Here is an 18402-nt window from a genome sequence, read left to right on the forward strand (position 1 = left end):
TACTCCTTTAAGTTCATTGATTATAACGAAATAATTAGACAGAGATGAGTAATAAATAGCAATAAGCCATTTGATATGGCGATTTAAATAAATTCAAACGTGCATATCAATAATGGCATTGCTAAAAATTATTATTCGTAATAATTTAATTCAAGATCTTTTGAAGTTTGTTTACGTGTTTTTCTCATTAGGTCAGCATCATCAATTAATGATTTACCGTATGAAGGAATCATTTTTTGAATTTTAGGTAACCATTCATCTTTATATTCAGAGAAGTTTTTCTCTAATACTTCAAGTGCTACTGATACTGAAGTAGAAGCCCCTGGTGATTCACCAAGTAAAGCAATTACAGTATGGTCAGAAGAGTTAACAACTTCTGTACCGAATTGAATGTAACCTTTACCTTCTTTTTCAGTGTCTTTAATTACTTGAACACGTTTACCAGCAGTGTATAATTGCCAATCTTTGTCACGTGCTTCTGGGTAGAAAGTACGTAAGTGATTCATACAACCTTCTTTAGTCATTAAGATTTGGTCGAATGAATATTTAATTAATGGTAAGTTTTTCGCAGCTGCTGCTAATAATGTTGTAATGTTATATGGTTTAACTGATTTGAATAAATCTAAGTTTGAACCATTTTTTAAGAACTTAGGTCCAACGCTAGCGAATGGTCCGAATAATAAAGTTCTTTCTCCATCAATATAGCGAGTGTCTAAGTGAGGCACTGTCATTGGTGGTGTGCCAGGTGGTTCTTTACCATATACTTTGGCATCGTGTTCTTTGATAACTTCTGGGTTAGTACAAGCTAAGAATTGGCCTGTAATAGGGAAGCCACCTAAGTGTTTACTTTCAGGGATGCCTGTTTTTTGTAGCAATGGAATAGCGCCACCGCCAGCACCGATAAATACGTAATCAGCTAGTTGAGTTTGAGTTCTACCGCTATTACGTTCACGAATTTCAACTTCCCATTTACCGTCTACACGTTGGTTGAAGTTAACAACTTCGTGGTTGTAATGTACTTCTGTTTTTGGTGTTTCTTCAAGATTTTTCGCTAATTTACGAGTTAACGCACCAAAGTTTACGTCTGTACCTTCATTAATTTTACTTGCAGCCATAATATCGTCTTTACTATGACCTTTCATCATTAATGGGATCCATTTTCTCATTACTTCGATGTCTTCTGTAAATTCGATATTATCGAACATCGGGAAGTTTCTCATTGCTTCGTAACGATCTTTTAAGAATTTAACGTTGTTTTTACCTCTTACGAAACTGATATGTGGTAAAGGACGAATAAATTCTTTAGGGTTTTCAATGTATTTTTCTCTTACTAAATGACCCCAATATTGTTTTGAAATTTCGAATTCTTGGTTGATTTCTTTTGCTTTTTCAATGTCAATTGAACCATCAGGTTGTTGCACTGTATAGTTCAATTCACAAAGTGCAGCGTGACCAGTACCAGCATTGTGACGTTCGTTTGAACTTTCAATACCAGGACGATCTAGACGTTCATAAAGTTTAACATTCCAATCTGGTTCGATTTCTTTAAGCATTGAACCGAATGTCGTACTAAGAACGCCGGCGCCAATAAGAATGACATCTTTTGATTCTTTTTGATTAGCCATACTGTCTCACCTTTCATTAATTAAGTTATTAGTAACGCTTGTTGTTACCCATGGCCTCTTTCCACATATAATTATAATATATTCCTATCTATTATAAAAATACATAATTTTAATTAAACTCATTACTTTTAGTAATGGGTCGAGAAGAGGTCATTAAATATTATACTAAAAGTTATTTACCCGATTTCATTATATCAAAATCATTTATAAATAGATAAAAGTAAGCGTTTTACTGCTTGATAAATTACCTTTTTATATAAGACATCAGGTCATAATATGAGTATGCACTGAAATGTGATTTACGGCAAGCTTTTTACTTAAAAATACCCAAATTTTTTGGGATTTTGCTTCAACTTGCATCAAATAGGTAATTGAATAATATGACGAAAAATAACCATTTTTAGTACTATTTTCACAAAATTATATGCTTTAGAAAATGAAATTAGGAGTGGAAACGATGAAATTCATGTTGAATAACGAATGGGTGAATATTGATTTTAAGCATGCATATTGCATAGGTTACTCAGGACGCAACGTAGATAAAACAAAGGCGCATATTAGTGAATTGAAGAAATTAGGCGTACCAAAACCGGCGTCGATACCAGAAATTTATCACTTATCTTCTGCATTATTTAAACAAGTAGACAGTATAGATGTAGTTGGCAATAAAACGAGTGGAGAAGCAGAAATTGTATTAATCTTTGATGGTGAACAAAGTTATGTAACTTTAGGAAGTGATCATACTGACCGAGATTTGGAAACAGTAAGTATTCATAAGTCTAAGCAAGTTTGTGATAAGACTTTAGCAACAAAGTTATGGCATTTTGAAGACGTACAAGCACAATGGGATAATCTAAAATTAACCTCATACGTAATGGAAAATGGCAGATGGAAGTTATATCAACAAGATGCTGTCAGTAGTATTTTGCCTGTAGAAAAATTAATAGCATCTTTAACTAAAGAAGGGGCGAATTTAACCAATACAATTGTTTATTGTGGCACCGTACCATTAAAAAATGGTTTTTATTATCCACATAAATTTAAAGCTGAATTATTTAATTCTCAAGAGAATAATACGATTGAATTAACTTATTCAATAAATGAATTATAGAATTAATGTAAACAACGTAAAAATTCTAAATATTCAATAAAATTTAACTTAAGAGATACAATATATAGTTAAAGTATTATATAATTGCTTGTGAATTAAGTTTTAAAAATTTTGAATGAGGTGAATTTATGAAGAAATTTTCGAAGTACGTTGCAGCACTCACACTAACTACAGCCGTTACTGTTTCAGCTCCACTTGGTACATATTCTTCGACGGCACATGCAGAAAGCACAGCTACGCAAACTAAGCCAGCACCTAAACAACAAAATCAAGAAACTGTAGGCTCTGAGAATACGATGGCAGTGTCATGGTATCAAAATTCAGCCGAAGCTAAAGCATTGTATTTACAAGGATATAACAGTGCTAAAACTCAATTAGACAAAGAGTTAAAAAAGCAAAAGCATAAGGGCAAAGATAAGAAAAAATTAGCGATTGCATTAGATTTAGACGAAACTGTGCTTGATAATTCGCCATATCAAGGCTATGCAACACTCTATAACAAGTCACATCCAGAAGGCTGGCATGAATGGGTAGAGTCAGCTCAAGCTAAACCGGTTTATGGTGCAAAAGAATTTTTACAATATGCGGATAAAAAAGGTGTCGACATTTACTACATAACGGATAGAGATTATCCTCAAGATTTTAAAGCAACACAACAAAACTTAAAAAATCAAGGTATTCCGCAAGCTACTAAAGAGCATTTAATGCTGAAAAGTAAAAATGATAAAAGTAAAGAACCTAGAAGAGAAAAGGTTAAGAAGAATCATAATTTAATCATGCTATTTGGCGACAATTTATTAGATTTTGATGATCCTAAATCTCCATCTCAAGCAGACAGAGAAAAATTAGTACAACAACATAAAGATGATTTCGGTAAGAAATATATTATTTTACCTAACCCAATGTACGGTAGTTGGGAGTCTGCAGTTTACGGCAATAAAAACGACATTTCTGATGAACAAAAACAACAATTAAGAAAAGAATCTATCCATTATTTCGATCCAAAATCTAAAAAAGTTAAACAACAATAATAAGATAAGGTGATGGACGTACGTCGTTCATCGCCTTTTTATACATACAGAACTTAAAATTATACGTAGTAATTTACTTGTGGAAATTATTATTTTCATGCACGCTAAAAGGTGAAGGTTATTTAAACAAGGGGGATATTTTTATGGAACGTATTGCAATACTGGGGAGCGGCACGATGGGGCATTCTATCGCATTGTCGTTTGCATTAGCAGATATTGATGTCAAGGTTTATGGCGTAAATGATGGCGATATAGCAAAAGCGAAAGAAGAACTGGCTAAAAATCTATCTTCATTGCACACACATGAATTGATTACTCAAACCCAAAAAGATGAGATACAGCAAAAAATTCAATTTAGTACATTGTTAGAGAATGTCGTTGATCAAGCATCCTTTATTATTGAAGCCGTGCCTGAAAAGTTAGCTATTAAACATGAAGTGTATAAAAAACTGAACAAGCTTGTAACTAAGGACGTCGTGTTAGCTAGTAATACGTCAGGATTCAAACTACAACAATTAACGGCAGCATATGATTATCCGAATAACTTTGTTATCACACATTTTTGGAATCCAGCACATTTAATTCCGTTAGTTGAAATTGTAAAAAATGATAGTACTAATGAAGAAACTGTTGAGAGAACGAAAAAAGTGTTAAACGAAAGTGGTAAAAAACCAATAACGATTAATAAAGAGATTCAAGGTTTTATTGGTAATAGATTACAATTTGCGATGTTTAGAGAAGCACAACATTTACTCGATGCGGGCGTAGCTTCAAAAGAAGATATCGATGCGGCTGTTAGTTATAGCGTAGGTCGTAGATATTCGAGTATTGGTCCATTAATGACTGCGGACTTAGGTGGTTTAGATACGTTTAGCGCAATAGCGGACTATCTATTTGAAGATTTAAATAACGATGGCAAAGCTAGTGATACTTTAGCAGACTTAGTAGATAATGGTAATTTAGGTTATAAAACAGGACATGGATTTTATGACTGGTCAGAAAATGAACAATTACAAGATGCTATAAAGAAAAGGGATGCAACACTCATACATTTTCTTAAAGAAGATAAAAAATATTAAAATATATGTAACTAACAATATTTTAATAAAAATATTGGCAAATCACCTATTATGACTTTTATTAAAAGTTTTCACCGTATTTAATTTATTAAAATTAGTTATAATCATTGAAAAAAATTTAAAAAAATACGATTAATAGCAAATTGATAGGGTAACCTCCCATAAAGGAGGTTGATTTTTATGAGTAATATTGTAGATTCATTCACTAGTGTGCTCGATAAAATTATAGGATTTTTACCAAATCTTATCGGGGCAATCGTATTATTATTAATTGCGTGGATTATTGCGATAATCGTTAAGAAAATTATTGTGAAAGGTTTAGGAGCTTTAGGTTTTGAAGCTTGGTTACAGAAAAAAGGGTTAGTTGATGACCAAGGTGGCAATGCCAATGCTGATGGAATTGTGCAAACTTTTGGTAAGTTAGCATACTTCTTCATCTTCTTACTATTCTTACCACCTGTATTTGATCAACTGAAAATGAAAGCTGTCTCTATGCCAATTAAAGGTATGATGACAAGCATGTTTAACTTTGCGCCTAAAATTGTTGTGGCAGTAATTATCCTAATTGTAGGTTTATTCATTGCTAAAATATTAGGTACTCTAGTTAAAAATGTCTTAGCTAACTTTAAAGTTAGTCGTTTTAATAAATATGTAAACTTTGGTGAGGACAAGAACAGTATTGATATACCGGTAGCAACAGGTTGGATTATTTCTACACTTGTTGGTTTATTCTTTACGGTACAAGCATTAAATACTGTTAACTTAAAAGTATTGAACAAAATTGGTGACGCAATTATCGGTTACTTACCATTAGTGATTTCTGGTGCTATTATCTTAGCATTAGGCTTTATCGGTGGTAACTTACTTGCTAAACTATTAAACAAATCTACTGGTAACGCAATGTTAGCAGAAATCGCTAAATACTTAGTAATTATCGTTTCTGTATTTATGACATTAGATCAGTTACACTTTGCTAAAAGTATCGTTAACGTGGCATTCTTATTAATTCTAGGTGCCGTAGCAGTAGCATTTGCGATTTCATTTGGTATTGGCGGTAAAGGCTTTGCTGAGCAACAACTTAGCAAGTTTTCTAAGAAAATGGAATCAAAAAACGATAACGATCGTCAATAATGGATCGGAAAGGGACAATCCCATTCATTAAAACTTAAACATAATTATTTACGCCTACGTTTAGAATCATTTAAGCGTGGGCGTTTTTTTATGCGATCATGTCAAAAAACAATGCATTTATGTGATGTTTATTAGCAACTATAGTAAAATAATTATGGAATGAATTTGATGAATAAAATGACTATATTCGAAGTGAAAAGAAGGTAAATCTGATGGGGAATAATTATGTATTAACAAACGGCATATTTTATACAGAAAACGAAACGATTAGACATGGTTACCTAGTTATTCAAGATGGAAAAATTACTGAAATTGGGCATGGTAACTATGAGGGGAGTCTTGAAACAGTCGACGTTAAAGGTGCGAATGTTTTACCTGGATTTATAGACATCCATATTCATGGAGGCTACGGCGAAGATGCGATGGATGCAGACTATGATGGTTTAAAACATTTAGCAGAATCGCTAATGTCTGAGGGAACGACATCATTTTTAGCGACGACGATGACACAATCTAATGAAAATATTGAACGTGCATTAGCAAATATCGTTCAGTATTCAAAAGCGCAGGATGAATATAATGCTGCCGAAATTGCAGGTGTTCATTTAGAAGGCCCATTTATTTCTGAACATAAAGTTGGCGCACAAAATCCTAAATATGTACAACGTCCACATGTAGCTCAAATTGAAAGATTACAGCAAGTGGCTGAAGGCAATATTAAAATAATGACATTTGCGCCAGAGGTTGAAGGTGCAAAAGAAGCATTAGCACGTTTTAAAGATGAAATTATCTTTTCTATCGGTCATACCGTGGCGACATTTGATGAAACGATGGAAGCGGCAGCGCATGGCGCTAAACATATTACACATTTATATAATGCGGCCACGCCTTTTGAACATAGAGATCCAGGCGTATTTGGAGCCGCTTGGGTTAATGAAGGTCTGCATACGGAGTTAATAGGTGATGGAATCCACTCACACCCTGCAGCAGTTAAACTCGCATATAGACAAAAAGGAAATGAACATTTTTATCTTATTACTGATGCTATGCGTGCCAAAGGTATGTCTGATGGAGAGTATGATTTAGGTGGGCAAAACGTTATTGTTAAGGGCTCTGAAGCAAGACTAGCATCGGGTGCTCTTGCAGGTAGTATTTTGAAGATGAATGATGGCTTGCGTAATCTCATAGCGTTTACAGGGGATTCGCTTGACCATTTATGGCGTGTCACAAGCTTAAACCAAGCTATAGCGTTAAATATCGATCACAAAAAAGGGAGCATCAAAATTGGGAAAGATGCCGATATCGTGGTTTTAGATAATGATATGGAAGTTGTAACGACGATTAAAAAAGGAACTTTACACAATTATCAATAATAAAAGAGGTAGCGAGACAGAAATCTGAATTGGATAAGAAGATTTTATAGTCTTGCTCCAGCAAAAATGACTAGGGTTGAATAAGCTTAATACAAGCTCGATTTCAATTCAGTCATCAACAGCCAATATAAAAAGAAAGTCTGGACAAATATCATGTTCCAGACTTTTATTGTGCAGTAATATATTAAGGAATTGATTCGTTAGTTTCACATGGAACAACATAAGTAAGAGAATGTTGTTGTCATTTAAAGATAAATTGTAGCTTTATATAACATAACGATAAAGTAAAAATTCTTCCCTATTTAGTAAAAATTACTGTGTAAAAAACAAGTAATATAATAGCGACTTATATTAAAGGTCGAAACTATTACTATATAGGAAAGGATTTATTGCTAACGATGAAACGACAACATAGTCATACTTTGAAACAACGACAAAAATATGCAATTCGTAAACTGAGTGTTGGGATAGCATCTGTATTATTTGGGACTTTTTGTTATTTAGGGCATAATGAAGCATCGGCTGCAGAACTAGCTAACAATGCCACAACTCAAACTTCTAATACACATCAAAATAACGTAGCCTTAACTCCAAATAACAAGTTAAACTCCGAAAGTTTGACGAAGCAAGCAACAGGAGTTCAAAACAATCAAGGTGCTTTAAAGGTTAATCAACATAAAGTACAACAACAGACACAGGTTAATGTGAATAACCAGCAATCTGTTAATAAAAAGAACCAAACTACTCTTAATAAAGGAAATAATGAACTCCAGAAAGAAAATAAACAAAATAATACGCCACAATTGTCGCAAACTCAGTCTGTGCAACAGCATAATGCTAATATGAGGCAACGCAATACAGACAATCATATTGAGAGTAAAAGTGCTAATGCGCAAATTCGACCGATGGCACAAGAAAAGGTTGTAGTGGGAACGGCGGTAAAAATTCGACCGGTAACCCAGCAAGCAACATCTCAATCAATACCTCAAGGGACACCTCAAGCACCTCCGAAAACAACATTTAATGAAACGATTATTTTACCTCAAACAAATGCTAGACCGGTACAAGTAAATGAAGTTAGAGAACAAGTATATCGTAAGGCTGTGGAAGTACTTAAAGTAGGTAATAAAGCACAAACTTTAGGCGCGAGTAGAGGTAGTAATCACGCACGTGATAGTCTTGGATTTATTGTGCCTGCCAATACAAATTTATATGTAAGACAAGTGAAAGGTAATAATGTTGGCAATCTACGAGTGAATTTAGCGACTAATGATAGTCGCTTAAACAAAACTGCAATTGTTAATAGCAATGGTGCGTGGACAGCGATTAAAACAACTATCGATAGCGCGGCATTTATCTTCATGCCTAAAGGATTAAATAAAGAACCGCAAATTGAATATTACGTGGAAAATAACTTAGGTAAGGCACTGCCTACGTATCGCAAAGGTTGGAATCAGAAGCTATTTGAACGTAGATGGATTGAAGAGGATTCAAGTTATGCTTATGTCGATGGTACACATAATGCGTTGTTAATTCCTAAAATTGATCGTCACCATATCTTAAATATGAAAAATAATACTAAAGATTATCAATTTAAAAATTTAGATGAATTAATAACATATTACGATGATATGATAAGCCATTACAATAAATGGGCAGGGCTTAATGACGATATCAATTCAGTTAACTTTAATAATGGTTCTAAATACTTTAGCACGGCAGATAAAAATGGCGCAGGTGTGGCATATTATTCAGGTGAACATATAGCTACAAATGGTCAATCGATTGCTAATTATTTACATAGAAGCTGGCTTTCTTTACACGAAGTAGGCCATGGTTATGATGGTATATTAACGGGTGATGTAGATATACAGTTAGGTGAAGTATGGAACAATATATTTGCTCATCAATACCAACGCTATGTTGAAAAGAGCAATAGTGGTTGGCTCTATGGCAATGGCCAACGTAATTATCAAGCTAGTATCCACAATCGTATGTTACAAAATAATTTAACGTTTGATATTAAGAAAGCTTCCTATAGGGAGAAATTAGATTTTATGACGCGTATGGTCAGATTAACTGGTATTGAAGGCTTAACTACTATGTTACAAGACTTGCGTGCAGAAGCGGCAAACAATAAACTATCCTCAAACTTACCTAAATGGATAAGTGAATATTGGATGGCTAAACACAATGCCAATATATTGCCATATTTCAAGCTATATAATATTGAGGTATCAAAAGATACTGAAGATAAGCTAGAAACACTTCAACAATCTTATGTGTATCCACTAGCGTTATTAATAACTAATGTAGATGAACGTCAAAGATACGTTAAAAAGCTAGGCTTAGAAACAGAATATGAGCTCGTAAGATCATCAGATTTAGCTGATTCACGAGTAAAAACGACTGCACAAATTAATTTACAGCTTAATGGGCAAAGATTAGCTCAAGATGCAGTGCTGAAGCTCGTAGATGGTAAAAATATTGTTGCTCAAGCCAGTATTCAAGATGGAGTAGCTAATTTCGCAAATTTAAGACCTGGAGTATATAAAGTTGTAGCACCATTTACGGAGAATAAATCGTTGCCTGATCATATATTTATTATCGTACGTGAAGGCGTGACTAATAACTTAACGGTGTCTTACCCTCAAATAGATGCACAACAAAGTTTTTATAGTCAAAATTTAACTTTCAAAGGTATTAATAATAGAGAGTTTCTAAAAATTAATTATAACCCGGGAAATATGAGCGTAAAGCTACAACATCATGCAGGATTGCCACATAATTTCTTTAAAGATGAATATGTGCATATCAAAATTATTAAACAAAACGGGGAAGTATTATTAGATGAGTCAATCGTTGGTAATCGTAATCTTGCAGCGAAAGTTCAACAATTTAAGTTATCATATGGCGATAAGATTATTGTTAAACATAGAGAAGCTAAGGGCAGACTTATACTTTCACGTGCAGAAACGAGAGAAGTTATCGAAGAACCATTCGCTAATAATCAAACAATAACATATACATTAACGAAAAATGGCTTTAAAATAAATAACGAGGCTGATTTTAGAACGAATGGTCGCTATATTACTGCTGTCATAGCAGATATTCAAAGATTTATTGAAACAGTAAATAATAATCCTGATGGGGACTACCGTGTAGTTTTAAGTAATATCATGCGTAGTATTCAGCATGGTGATGAACAATACAGACCACTTATGTTAAACCTGCTTAAAACTTACATTGATAAATTTAATTTAGATAGCTAAGTATTTAATTAAAAATAAGACACTTATTCATTCGCATTTTTAGCGAGTGCTATAAGTGTCTTTTTATATTTTTTGAAGCGGTTAGGGGAAAGTGTGTTTTGGAATACAATTAACGGGAATTTAATAACAGTAATTAAATAAATGATTTAATCAAGTTAAATAAGTTATTTTACGAATAATTTCTATTTAGAAAAGAATTAAAGTTCAATCACATAGGGAAGTGAAATAATGAAAAAAGTATTACTCACTGGTGCCACGGGCTATATTGGTGGTCATCTTAAAGCAAAATTAAAGCAGAACTATGAAGTTATTGCAGTTTCTAGAAATATTGATAATAAGACTCAAGAAACGAATGTTACTTGGCGGGCTGCAGATATGTTTGACTTAGAAGAAACTAAAGAAGTAATGCAAGATGTTGATACAGCAGTTTATTTAGTACATTCAATGATGCCTAATGCTAAATTAACGCAAGCTAATTTTGAAGATATGGATGCTTTATTAGCAGATAACTTTGCTAAAGCCGCAAAGGCTAATGGTGTGAAGCACATCGTATTTATGAGTGGGTTGATACCAGATACAGATGAGTTGTCGCCACACCTTAGAAGTCGTTTAGAATGCGAGCGTATATTAGGATCTTATGGTATTCCAGTAAGTACACTACGCGCTGGGTTAATCATTGGCTCTAAGGGAAGTTCTTATCCTATCTTAAAAAAACTTGTTGAACGTTTGCCAATGTTAGTGTTACCAAGTTGGGCATATAATACGACGCTACCAGTAGCTATCGATGATGTTATCAATGGTTTAGAGCGCATAGTTGACCGTAATCCTAGCAACAACGAGTCTATTGATATTGGTGGTCCAGAACATATGACTTATAAAGATTTATTTAGTCATACTGCAAATGTGCTAGATAAAAACTTGCCAATGTTGGATTTACCAATTATTCCGATTTGGCTTAGTAAATACTGGGTGAAACTGATTTCTGGCGTACCTAAAGAAATGGTTTATCCCTTAATGGATAGCCTCATTCATGATATGACGCGAGACCAAGATAAGACGGTCGAAGGTATTTCTATAGGAAAAATTGACTACGAAAGCAGTGTAGAACGTGCATTAGAAGAAGAACAGTCAATGCAGCCTAAATCTAAAGGCAAGAACAATTCAAAACAAGGAATGACAATTAAAGACGTACGAGCAATTACACGAATATCTATACCTGAAGGCTTCACGATGGATGACGTAGCAAACACTTATGGTAACTTCCTAAATAAAATAACCTTCAATATGGTTGAAAGTGCCATCGACGAAAATTATTTCGCAATTAAGTTGCTATGGCTAGATAAACTCTTGTTATTACTAGAAAAAGATCATAAGGCATCAGATGACGACCGAGTAGTTTATCAAATTGTAGGTGGTGAGTTAGCTCATGCCGAGGATGGTGGAAGTGCTACTTTAGAGTTCCGTAGAATTATTAATTCGGCGCAAGGCTTGGTTGCATTACAAGAATATCAACCGACATTACCTTGGATTGTTTATAAATTTACCCAAGCTAAATTACACAAAACCGTAATGAATTTATTTACTTTGAAAATGAAAAAGTTAGCACATAAGAAAAATGCTTCAAATAATAAGATGACTAAAGCGACTAGTATTACTGTATTAGGTTTTTTAGGCATAGTAGCCGCGAAAAAAGTCAAATCATATTTAGCGAAACATAACAATATGTCTAATGCAGAATTATAAAAGGAGAATGTATATGAATAACTTAAAACTAATTTTAATAGCAGTAGGGGCAGTAGTTGTAGTAGGAACTTTAGGAGTAATAGGATTTAAACAACTAAAATCATGTTTAGCGAAAAATAATAATATGTCTAACGCTGAACTATAGAGGTGTATTGTAATGAAATATATTAAATTAGTGGTCGAAGCTCTATTGCCGTTTATAGGAGGCAACTTAATAGGTAAATACGCAGTGAAAAATGCTCGCAAAGATTATCGGCAAAATGTTAAACCGCCACTATCTCCACCGGGGTACATTTTTCCAATTGTTTGGCCAGTCTTATATGTAAGTATGGGCGTAGCGTTTGTAACTGCTAAAAATAAAAAGAATAGTAAAGTGATTAACAGCTTGCATTACAGTCAATTAGGATTGAACTTCTTATGGTCGTTACTTTACTTCAGATATAAATTGCGTGGCGCGGCTGTAGTTGAAAGTTTTGTCTTATTTACTGCTGTTACATCTACAACTGCAACTTATTTTCAAACTAATAAAACCAGTGGTAGCTTGATGGTACCTTATGTTGCTTGGTCTGGTTATGCCAGCTATTTAGCTACGGGTAACTGGTTGTTAAACAAAGATAAAGCACATTATACGAATAACTAATTGAGGTGACATCATGAAAAAAGCAGCTTTGTATTGCACGCTCTTTTGGCTTACCGTCCATATGTCTGTATCGATATTAGGGACATTTATACCCAATAATTTTTTCGTTAAAAACAAACGTTTTTTTAACTCACATCAATGGGAACGTGAAGGACAATTTTGGCAACAATATTTTAAGGTGAAGAAATGGAAGGATTATTTACCTGACGGTAGTAAAATCAATCCTAAAATTAGAAGCAAAAAACAACTAGCCAAATTCGACGATAAGACAAAAGTTAAACAATTTATTATTGAAACGCGTAGAGCGGAGCTTATTCATGTTTTATGTATTCTTCCAGGCTTTGTTTTTTATAAACAGCGCCCGCTAATAAAATATATAAATATAGTTTATCCGTTTGTAGCAAATGCACCATTTATTATTGCACAACGCTACAATAGACCAAAGTTTGAGCGTTTTTATAATAAATTATAATTTAAAGGAGGTGAGGTAATGATCAACCGTCGTGTAGTAGTTATTGGTGGCGGCTTAGGAGGTATAAGCGCTGCGATTAGAATGGCACAAGAAGGTTATGAAGTAGATCTTTACGAGCAAAACAAACATATTGGTGGCAAGGTTAATCGACTTGAAACAGAGGGATTTGGCTTTGATTTAGGTCCATCTATTTTAACGATGCCACGAGTATTCGAAAAACTATTTAAGTATAGTGAGAAACAACTCGTAGATTATGTAGAAATACAACGGTTAGATTTACAAATTCGTAATTTTTATCCCGATGAAACTGTGATAGATTTGTTTGACTCTGTAGGCTCGACAATAAGCAATAATACGACGTTAGATGAGCAAGATCGCCAAGAGTTAAATCAATTTTATGATTACGCGCAAAAAATTCTTCGAGTAACTGAAAAAGGATATTTTGCTAAGGGTTTAGATACTATTCCTGAATTAATTAAGTTTCACGGGCCGGTTAAAGCATTAAAGGAATTTGATTACTTTTCAACGATGCAACAAGCAATTAATAAACGTGTGAGCAGTCCTTATTTAAGACAGATGCTGGGCTATTTTATTAAATACGTTGGTTCATCTGCATATGATGCGCCGGCAGTTCTAACGTTATTGCCTCAAATGCAACAGGAACAAGGATTATGGTATGTCAAAGGTGGTATTCACAAATTGGCTGAAGCTTTACACAAATTAGCTGAAGAAGAAGGCGTGAATATTTATTTAAACCAAAAAATAAAACATCTTGCGCATAGTCATAATCAAATTAGTTCAATTGTATTAGAAGATGGCCATATCGTGAAGGCCGATTATTTCATCTCAAATATGGAAGTTATTCCATTATACCGAGACTTATTGCATTTCGACCAAGCGCAGATAGCTAAACTGGAACATAAATTTGAACCAGCAAGTTCTGGCTATGTTATGCACTTAGGTGTAAATAAACAATATCCAGAACTAAAACATCATAATTTTTTCTTCTCTAACGACGCTGAAATAAATTACGATGAGGTATTTAGAGAATATCAGCTTCCATCAGATCCCACGATTTACGTTGTAAATGTAAATAAAACCGATGAAAGTCAAGTGCCTGCTAATTGTGAAAATATAAAAGTATTACCACATATTCCATATATACAAGACGAACCATTTTCAGTAGAGCAATACGCACTATTTCGAGAACGCATTTTAGAAAAGCTTGAAAACATGGGCTTAGATAATTTGAGAGAACATATTATATATGAAGATATATGGACACCTCATGATATTGAAAATACGTATAATTCGAATAAGGGTGCGATATATGGCGTGGTATCCGATAAAAGGAAAAATCATGGATTTAAATTTCCTAAACATAGTCAATATTATAAGAATTTATATTTTGTTGGTGGTTCAGTCAATCCAGGCCCAGGTATGCCAATGGTAACGCTTAGTGGTATGCAAGTGGCGGATAAAATACTAAAAGCCAATAGAAAGTAGTGATGAAATGGTAACTTCTATTATTATTTGCATTTTAATCATTCTATTACTTTGCGCAATGCTTAGTGGTTTCTTAATGTTTCGCTACAGACGTCGTATTAAGTTTGAACATAATCCTGCTGATTTTTATGAAGCAACCGTCATTATTCCAGCACGTAATGAGGCAAATAATTTACCCCAATTACTCACTTCTTTAAATAAATATGAAGGCTTAGAAATTATCGTAATGGATGACCAATCCACAGATAATACTAAAGATATTGCTAAAAGTTATGGCGTAAAGGTATACGATGTGCCTGAAAATAAGGGGTGGTCGGGTAAATCCTATGCTTGTTGGGAAGGTGCTAAAAAAGCACAGCACTCTTTATTATTATTTTTAGATGCAGACGTGCGCTTAGCACAACGCTATAGTATTGAATATATTTTCCATCAATATAAGCATCAAAATTATAGAGGATTACTTACTATTCAACCTTATCATCGTATTAGTAAATTATACGAAAACTTTTCGGCTATCTTTAATCTAATGACAGTAATTGGCTTAAATGTGTTTTCATACAATGCAACAGTGGATGATAAAAAAGGGGCTTTTGGTCCTATTTTATGTACTAATAAAGCAGATTACGTTAAAACTAAAGGACATTATAATGCACGTCATTCAATTATCGAGGGGGTTGCTATAAGTAAGGCATACAATAATATGCACTTACCTGTTGAATTGTTTGAGGGCGTTGGAGTAGCAGATTTTCGAATGTATCCTAATGGGCTGAGTGAACTTATAGGTGGGTGGTCTAAGCATATTGCTGCTGGATCAAGTATTACAAAAAAATCTGTAATACGACTTATATTAACTTGGCTAAGCGGTTCCTTTTTAAGTTTAATAATTCTTATATTAGCTATGACTTTTAATATTGGACAAATCCTTTTTTGCGTAGCGCTATACACAATATATAGTTTGCAATTTACATTCTTCATGCGAAGAATTGGTAACTTTAATGTATTAGTGCTGTTTTTATTTCATCCTATCTTATTTCTATTCTTTATAGTGATATTTGCCAAATCATGGATTGATATTAATTTATTAAAAACAGTGAAATGGAAAGGCAGAAAGATTAAAACTAAATAAATGATTTAACAAATAGCTTAAATTGTAAAGAAAATAAGCAACATTAGCGTAGTTTTATAACGACTACAATAAACATAATAATTATAGTAAGGATGATAAAGTTGAATATTGGAATTATAGGCGCAGGTGTAACGGGTTTAGCAGCAGCGGCAAGATTGTCCGCACAAGGTCATGATGTCGTGTTGTATGAAAAAAATGAACAAGTTGGCGGAAGAATGAGTCAATTTCAAAGTAAAGGCTACACTTTTGATATGGGGCCTACAATCGTAATGATGCCTGAAATATACCGAGATGTTTTTAAATATGCACATAAAAGCATAGACGATTATCTTGATATGAAGCAATTAGCACATATTTACGATGTTTACTTTAGTAAAGATGATAAAGTGACGGTACCTACGGATTTAGCTGAATTGCAGCATACTTTAGAAACGTTAGAACCAGGATCAACGCACGGATTTATGTCATTTTTAACTGACATCTATAAAAGATATGAAATTGCACGTAAACATTTTTTGGAACGTACATTTAGAAAACCTTCAGATTTCTTTAACTTGCATACTTTATATCAAGGAATGCGCTTGAAGACGTTTAATAATGCCAGTGACTTAATCAGTGACTATGTAGACAATGAAAAAATTCAGAAACTATTAGCGTTTCAAACTTTATACATTGGTATTGACCCTAAAAGAACGCCTTCGCTATATACTATGATACCGATGGTCGAAATGATGTTTGGTGTTCATTATATTAAAGGTGGAATGTATCAATATACTAAAGCGCTAGAACAACTCAATTATGATTTAGGTACGGAAATTATTACTGAAGCGCCTATCGATGAAATTATTATTGATTCTAGATATAAACGTGCCGAAGGGCTAAAGGTAAATGGCGACATTAAGAAATTTGATAAAATTTTATGTACCGCAGATTTTCCTTATGCGGCTCAAAATCTAATTTCAGAACCTAATGCTTTGAAAAATTATGGTTCGGAAAAAATAGAGAAAATGGATTACTCATGTTCTGCATTTCTACTTTATATGGGTATAGATAAAGACTTATCTGAAGATATATTAATTCATAACGTTATTTTTTCTGAAGGATTTGATCAAAACATAGAAGAGATTTTCAAAGGGAAAATGCCAGAAGATCCATCTATTTATGTGTATGCGCCTAGTGTGATAGATCCATCATTAGCGCCAGAGGGTAAAACAGGTCTCTATATATTAATGCCGATTTCCGAATTAAAAATAGGAGAAATGGATTGGTCTAACCCCGAGACAATTGAACATACTAAGCAATTAATTTACGACAAGCTTAGTACGATTGATAGTTTAAAAGATGTACGAGAACATATTGAAACTGAAATTGCTTTTACACCGCAAGATTTTGAAACACGATATAATGCTAAGTTTGGCTCAGCATTTGGTTTGATGCCAACGTTGGCACAAAGTAATTATTACCGTCCGCCAAATGTGAGTTGGGATTATGATAACTTATACTTTGCAGGTGCGAGTGCCCACCCAGGTTCCGGCGTACCGATTGTATTAACAAGTGCGAAAATCACGGTAGAGGCTATGTTAGAAGATATTGAGCAGTAAAAAGAGCAAGACTGAAATCTTATTTTTATAAATAGATTTTGTAGTCTCGCCCCGGTATGGATGACTCGCGTTGAAAAAAGCTTGAGATAAGCACATTTTCAATACGGTCATCTACTGCCGATATAAAAATAGAGTCTGGAGATAATTGTATCCCAGACTCTTCTCTTATATATTAATCAAAATTGATTGTTTGTGGTGAATCTATCGTATCATCATTCATTATTTTAATTGAGTTTGGTGTCACTTTAAGTACACATAACTCTGGGTCATCTTTTGAATCGAAGAATGTTTTATCTTGTGTTTCCCATAGCCAATCAATAGTAGCTTGATCATTGATGACTTCGACTTGAGCGTCAATTTCTAAGAAACTACGATTGTTCGTATCATCATAACCAAGTAATATATGAGCGCGTGGGTTATCTTTAAATTCGCTAACTTTTGTAGAATCAATATTTGTTTTCGTATATAAAGTTAAGTCATCATTGTAAAATACCATATAACGACTATTTGGAACGTTATTATGTGCTGTTGATAATACACCTATTCTAGAACTATTTAATATTTTTTCAACTTCAGTTAATACTTGTGCTTTATTCATTATATATCACCTCATAATAATGTATACCCGACATTAATAAGATGTAACAGTATAGTGTGAAATTTTGTTTTGGAAACAGTGTGGAAAAGTAAAC

At 33.6% G+C, this 18402-nt stretch carries 15 protein-coding genes; 13 read left to right on the forward strand and 2 right to left on the reverse strand.

The features are described from left to right. Window positions 1-131: 131 nt before the first annotated feature. Complete coding sequence (lqo, locus tag C7J89_RS02300) at window positions 132-1625, reverse strand: L-lactate dehydrogenase (quinone) (protein ID WP_103294536.1); 1494 nt, start codon at window positions 1623-1625, stop codon at window positions 132-134. Window positions 1626-2082: 457 nt separating this feature from the next. Between lqo and C7J89_RS02305 the strand changes: the two genes are divergently transcribed. The 13 genes from C7J89_RS02305 (at window position 2083) to C7J89_RS02360 (ending at window position 17710) form a co-directional block, all read left to right on the forward strand. Next, entirely contained in the window at window positions 2083-2736 is a 654-nt protein-coding gene (locus C7J89_RS02305; RefSeq protein ID WP_103294535.1) for a DUF2848 family protein, read from the forward strand. A gap of 128 nt (window positions 2737-2864) precedes the next feature. Continuing rightward, window positions 2865-3767, forward strand: a complete 903-nt coding sequence (locus C7J89_RS02310; RefSeq protein ID WP_103294534.1) for a 5'-nucleotidase, lipoprotein e(P4) family — start codon at window positions 2865-2867, stop codon at window positions 3765-3767. Window positions 3768-3910: 143 nt separating this feature from the next. Next, on the forward strand, window positions 3911-4846 hold the full coding sequence (locus C7J89_RS02315; protein ID WP_103294533.1) for a 3-hydroxyacyl-CoA dehydrogenase family protein: 936 nt from the start codon (window positions 3911-3913) through the stop codon (window positions 4844-4846). Window positions 4847-5026: 180 nt separating this feature from the next. After that, a complete protein-coding gene (locus tag C7J89_RS02320; RefSeq protein WP_061853964.1) occupies window positions 5027-5977 on the forward strand; it encodes a mechanosensitive ion channel in 951 nt (316 codons plus the stop codon). A 212-nt stretch (window positions 5978-6189) separates the two neighbouring features. Next, window positions 6190-7350, forward strand: a complete 1161-nt coding sequence (nagA, locus tag C7J89_RS02325) for an N-acetylglucosamine-6-phosphate deacetylase (RefSeq protein WP_103294532.1) — start codon at window positions 6190-6192, stop codon at window positions 7348-7350. Window positions 7351-7748: 398 nt separating this feature from the next. Beyond that, window positions 7749-10622, forward strand: coding sequence for a putative mucin/carbohydrate-binding domain-containing protein (locus C7J89_RS02330; protein ID WP_103294531.1), 2874 nt, complete (start codon window positions 7749-7751; stop codon window positions 10620-10622). Between the two features lie 228 nt (window positions 10623-10850). Beyond that, window positions 10851-12365: an NmrA family NAD(P)-binding protein gene (locus C7J89_RS02335; RefSeq protein WP_061853961.1), complete on the forward strand. Its 1515-nt coding sequence runs from the start codon at window positions 10851-10853 to the stop codon at window positions 12363-12365. 13 nt (window positions 12366-12378) lie between these two features. Continuing rightward, window positions 12379-12510 carry a hypothetical protein gene (locus tag C7J89_RS13465; RefSeq protein ID WP_258027110.1) on the forward strand — a complete coding sequence of 44 codons (132 nt, stop codon included), beginning with the start codon at window positions 12379-12381 and terminating at the stop codon, window positions 12508-12510. Between the two features lie 12 nt (window positions 12511-12522). Beyond that, window positions 12523-13005, forward strand: a complete 483-nt coding sequence (locus tag C7J89_RS02340) for a TspO/MBR family protein (protein WP_061853960.1) — start codon at window positions 12523-12525, stop codon at window positions 13003-13005. A 13-nt stretch (window positions 13006-13018) separates the two neighbouring features. After that, entirely contained in the window at window positions 13019-13477 is a 459-nt protein-coding gene (locus C7J89_RS02345; RefSeq protein WP_061853959.1) for a glycosyl-4,4'-diaponeurosporenoate acyltransferase CrtO family protein, read from the forward strand. A gap of 21 nt (window positions 13478-13498) precedes the next feature. Beyond that, a complete protein-coding gene (locus C7J89_RS02350) occupies window positions 13499-14983 on the forward strand; it encodes a phytoene desaturase family protein (protein ID WP_233432450.1) in 1485 nt (494 codons plus the stop codon). A gap of 7 nt (window positions 14984-14990) precedes the next feature. After that, on the forward strand, window positions 14991-16109 hold the full coding sequence (locus C7J89_RS02355; RefSeq protein WP_233432442.1) for a glycosyltransferase family 2 protein: 1119 nt from the start codon (window positions 14991-14993) through the stop codon (window positions 16107-16109). 101 nt (window positions 16110-16210) lie between these two features. Further along, a complete protein-coding gene (locus C7J89_RS02360; RefSeq protein WP_103294528.1) occupies window positions 16211-17710 on the forward strand; it encodes a phytoene desaturase family protein in 1500 nt (499 codons plus the stop codon). Window positions 17711-17882: 172 nt separating this feature from the next. Here the strand turns inward: C7J89_RS02360 and C7J89_RS02365 are convergent, their stop codons facing one another. After that, window positions 17883-18308, reverse strand: coding sequence for a pyridoxamine 5'-phosphate oxidase family protein (locus C7J89_RS02365; protein ID WP_061853955.1), 426 nt, complete (start codon window positions 18306-18308; stop codon window positions 17883-17885). Window positions 18309-18402: the final 94 nt, after the last annotated feature.

Source organism: Staphylococcus kloosii (genome assembly GCF_003019255.1).
Classification (GTDB): Bacteria; Bacillota; Bacilli; order Staphylococcales; family Staphylococcaceae; genus Staphylococcus; species Staphylococcus kloosii.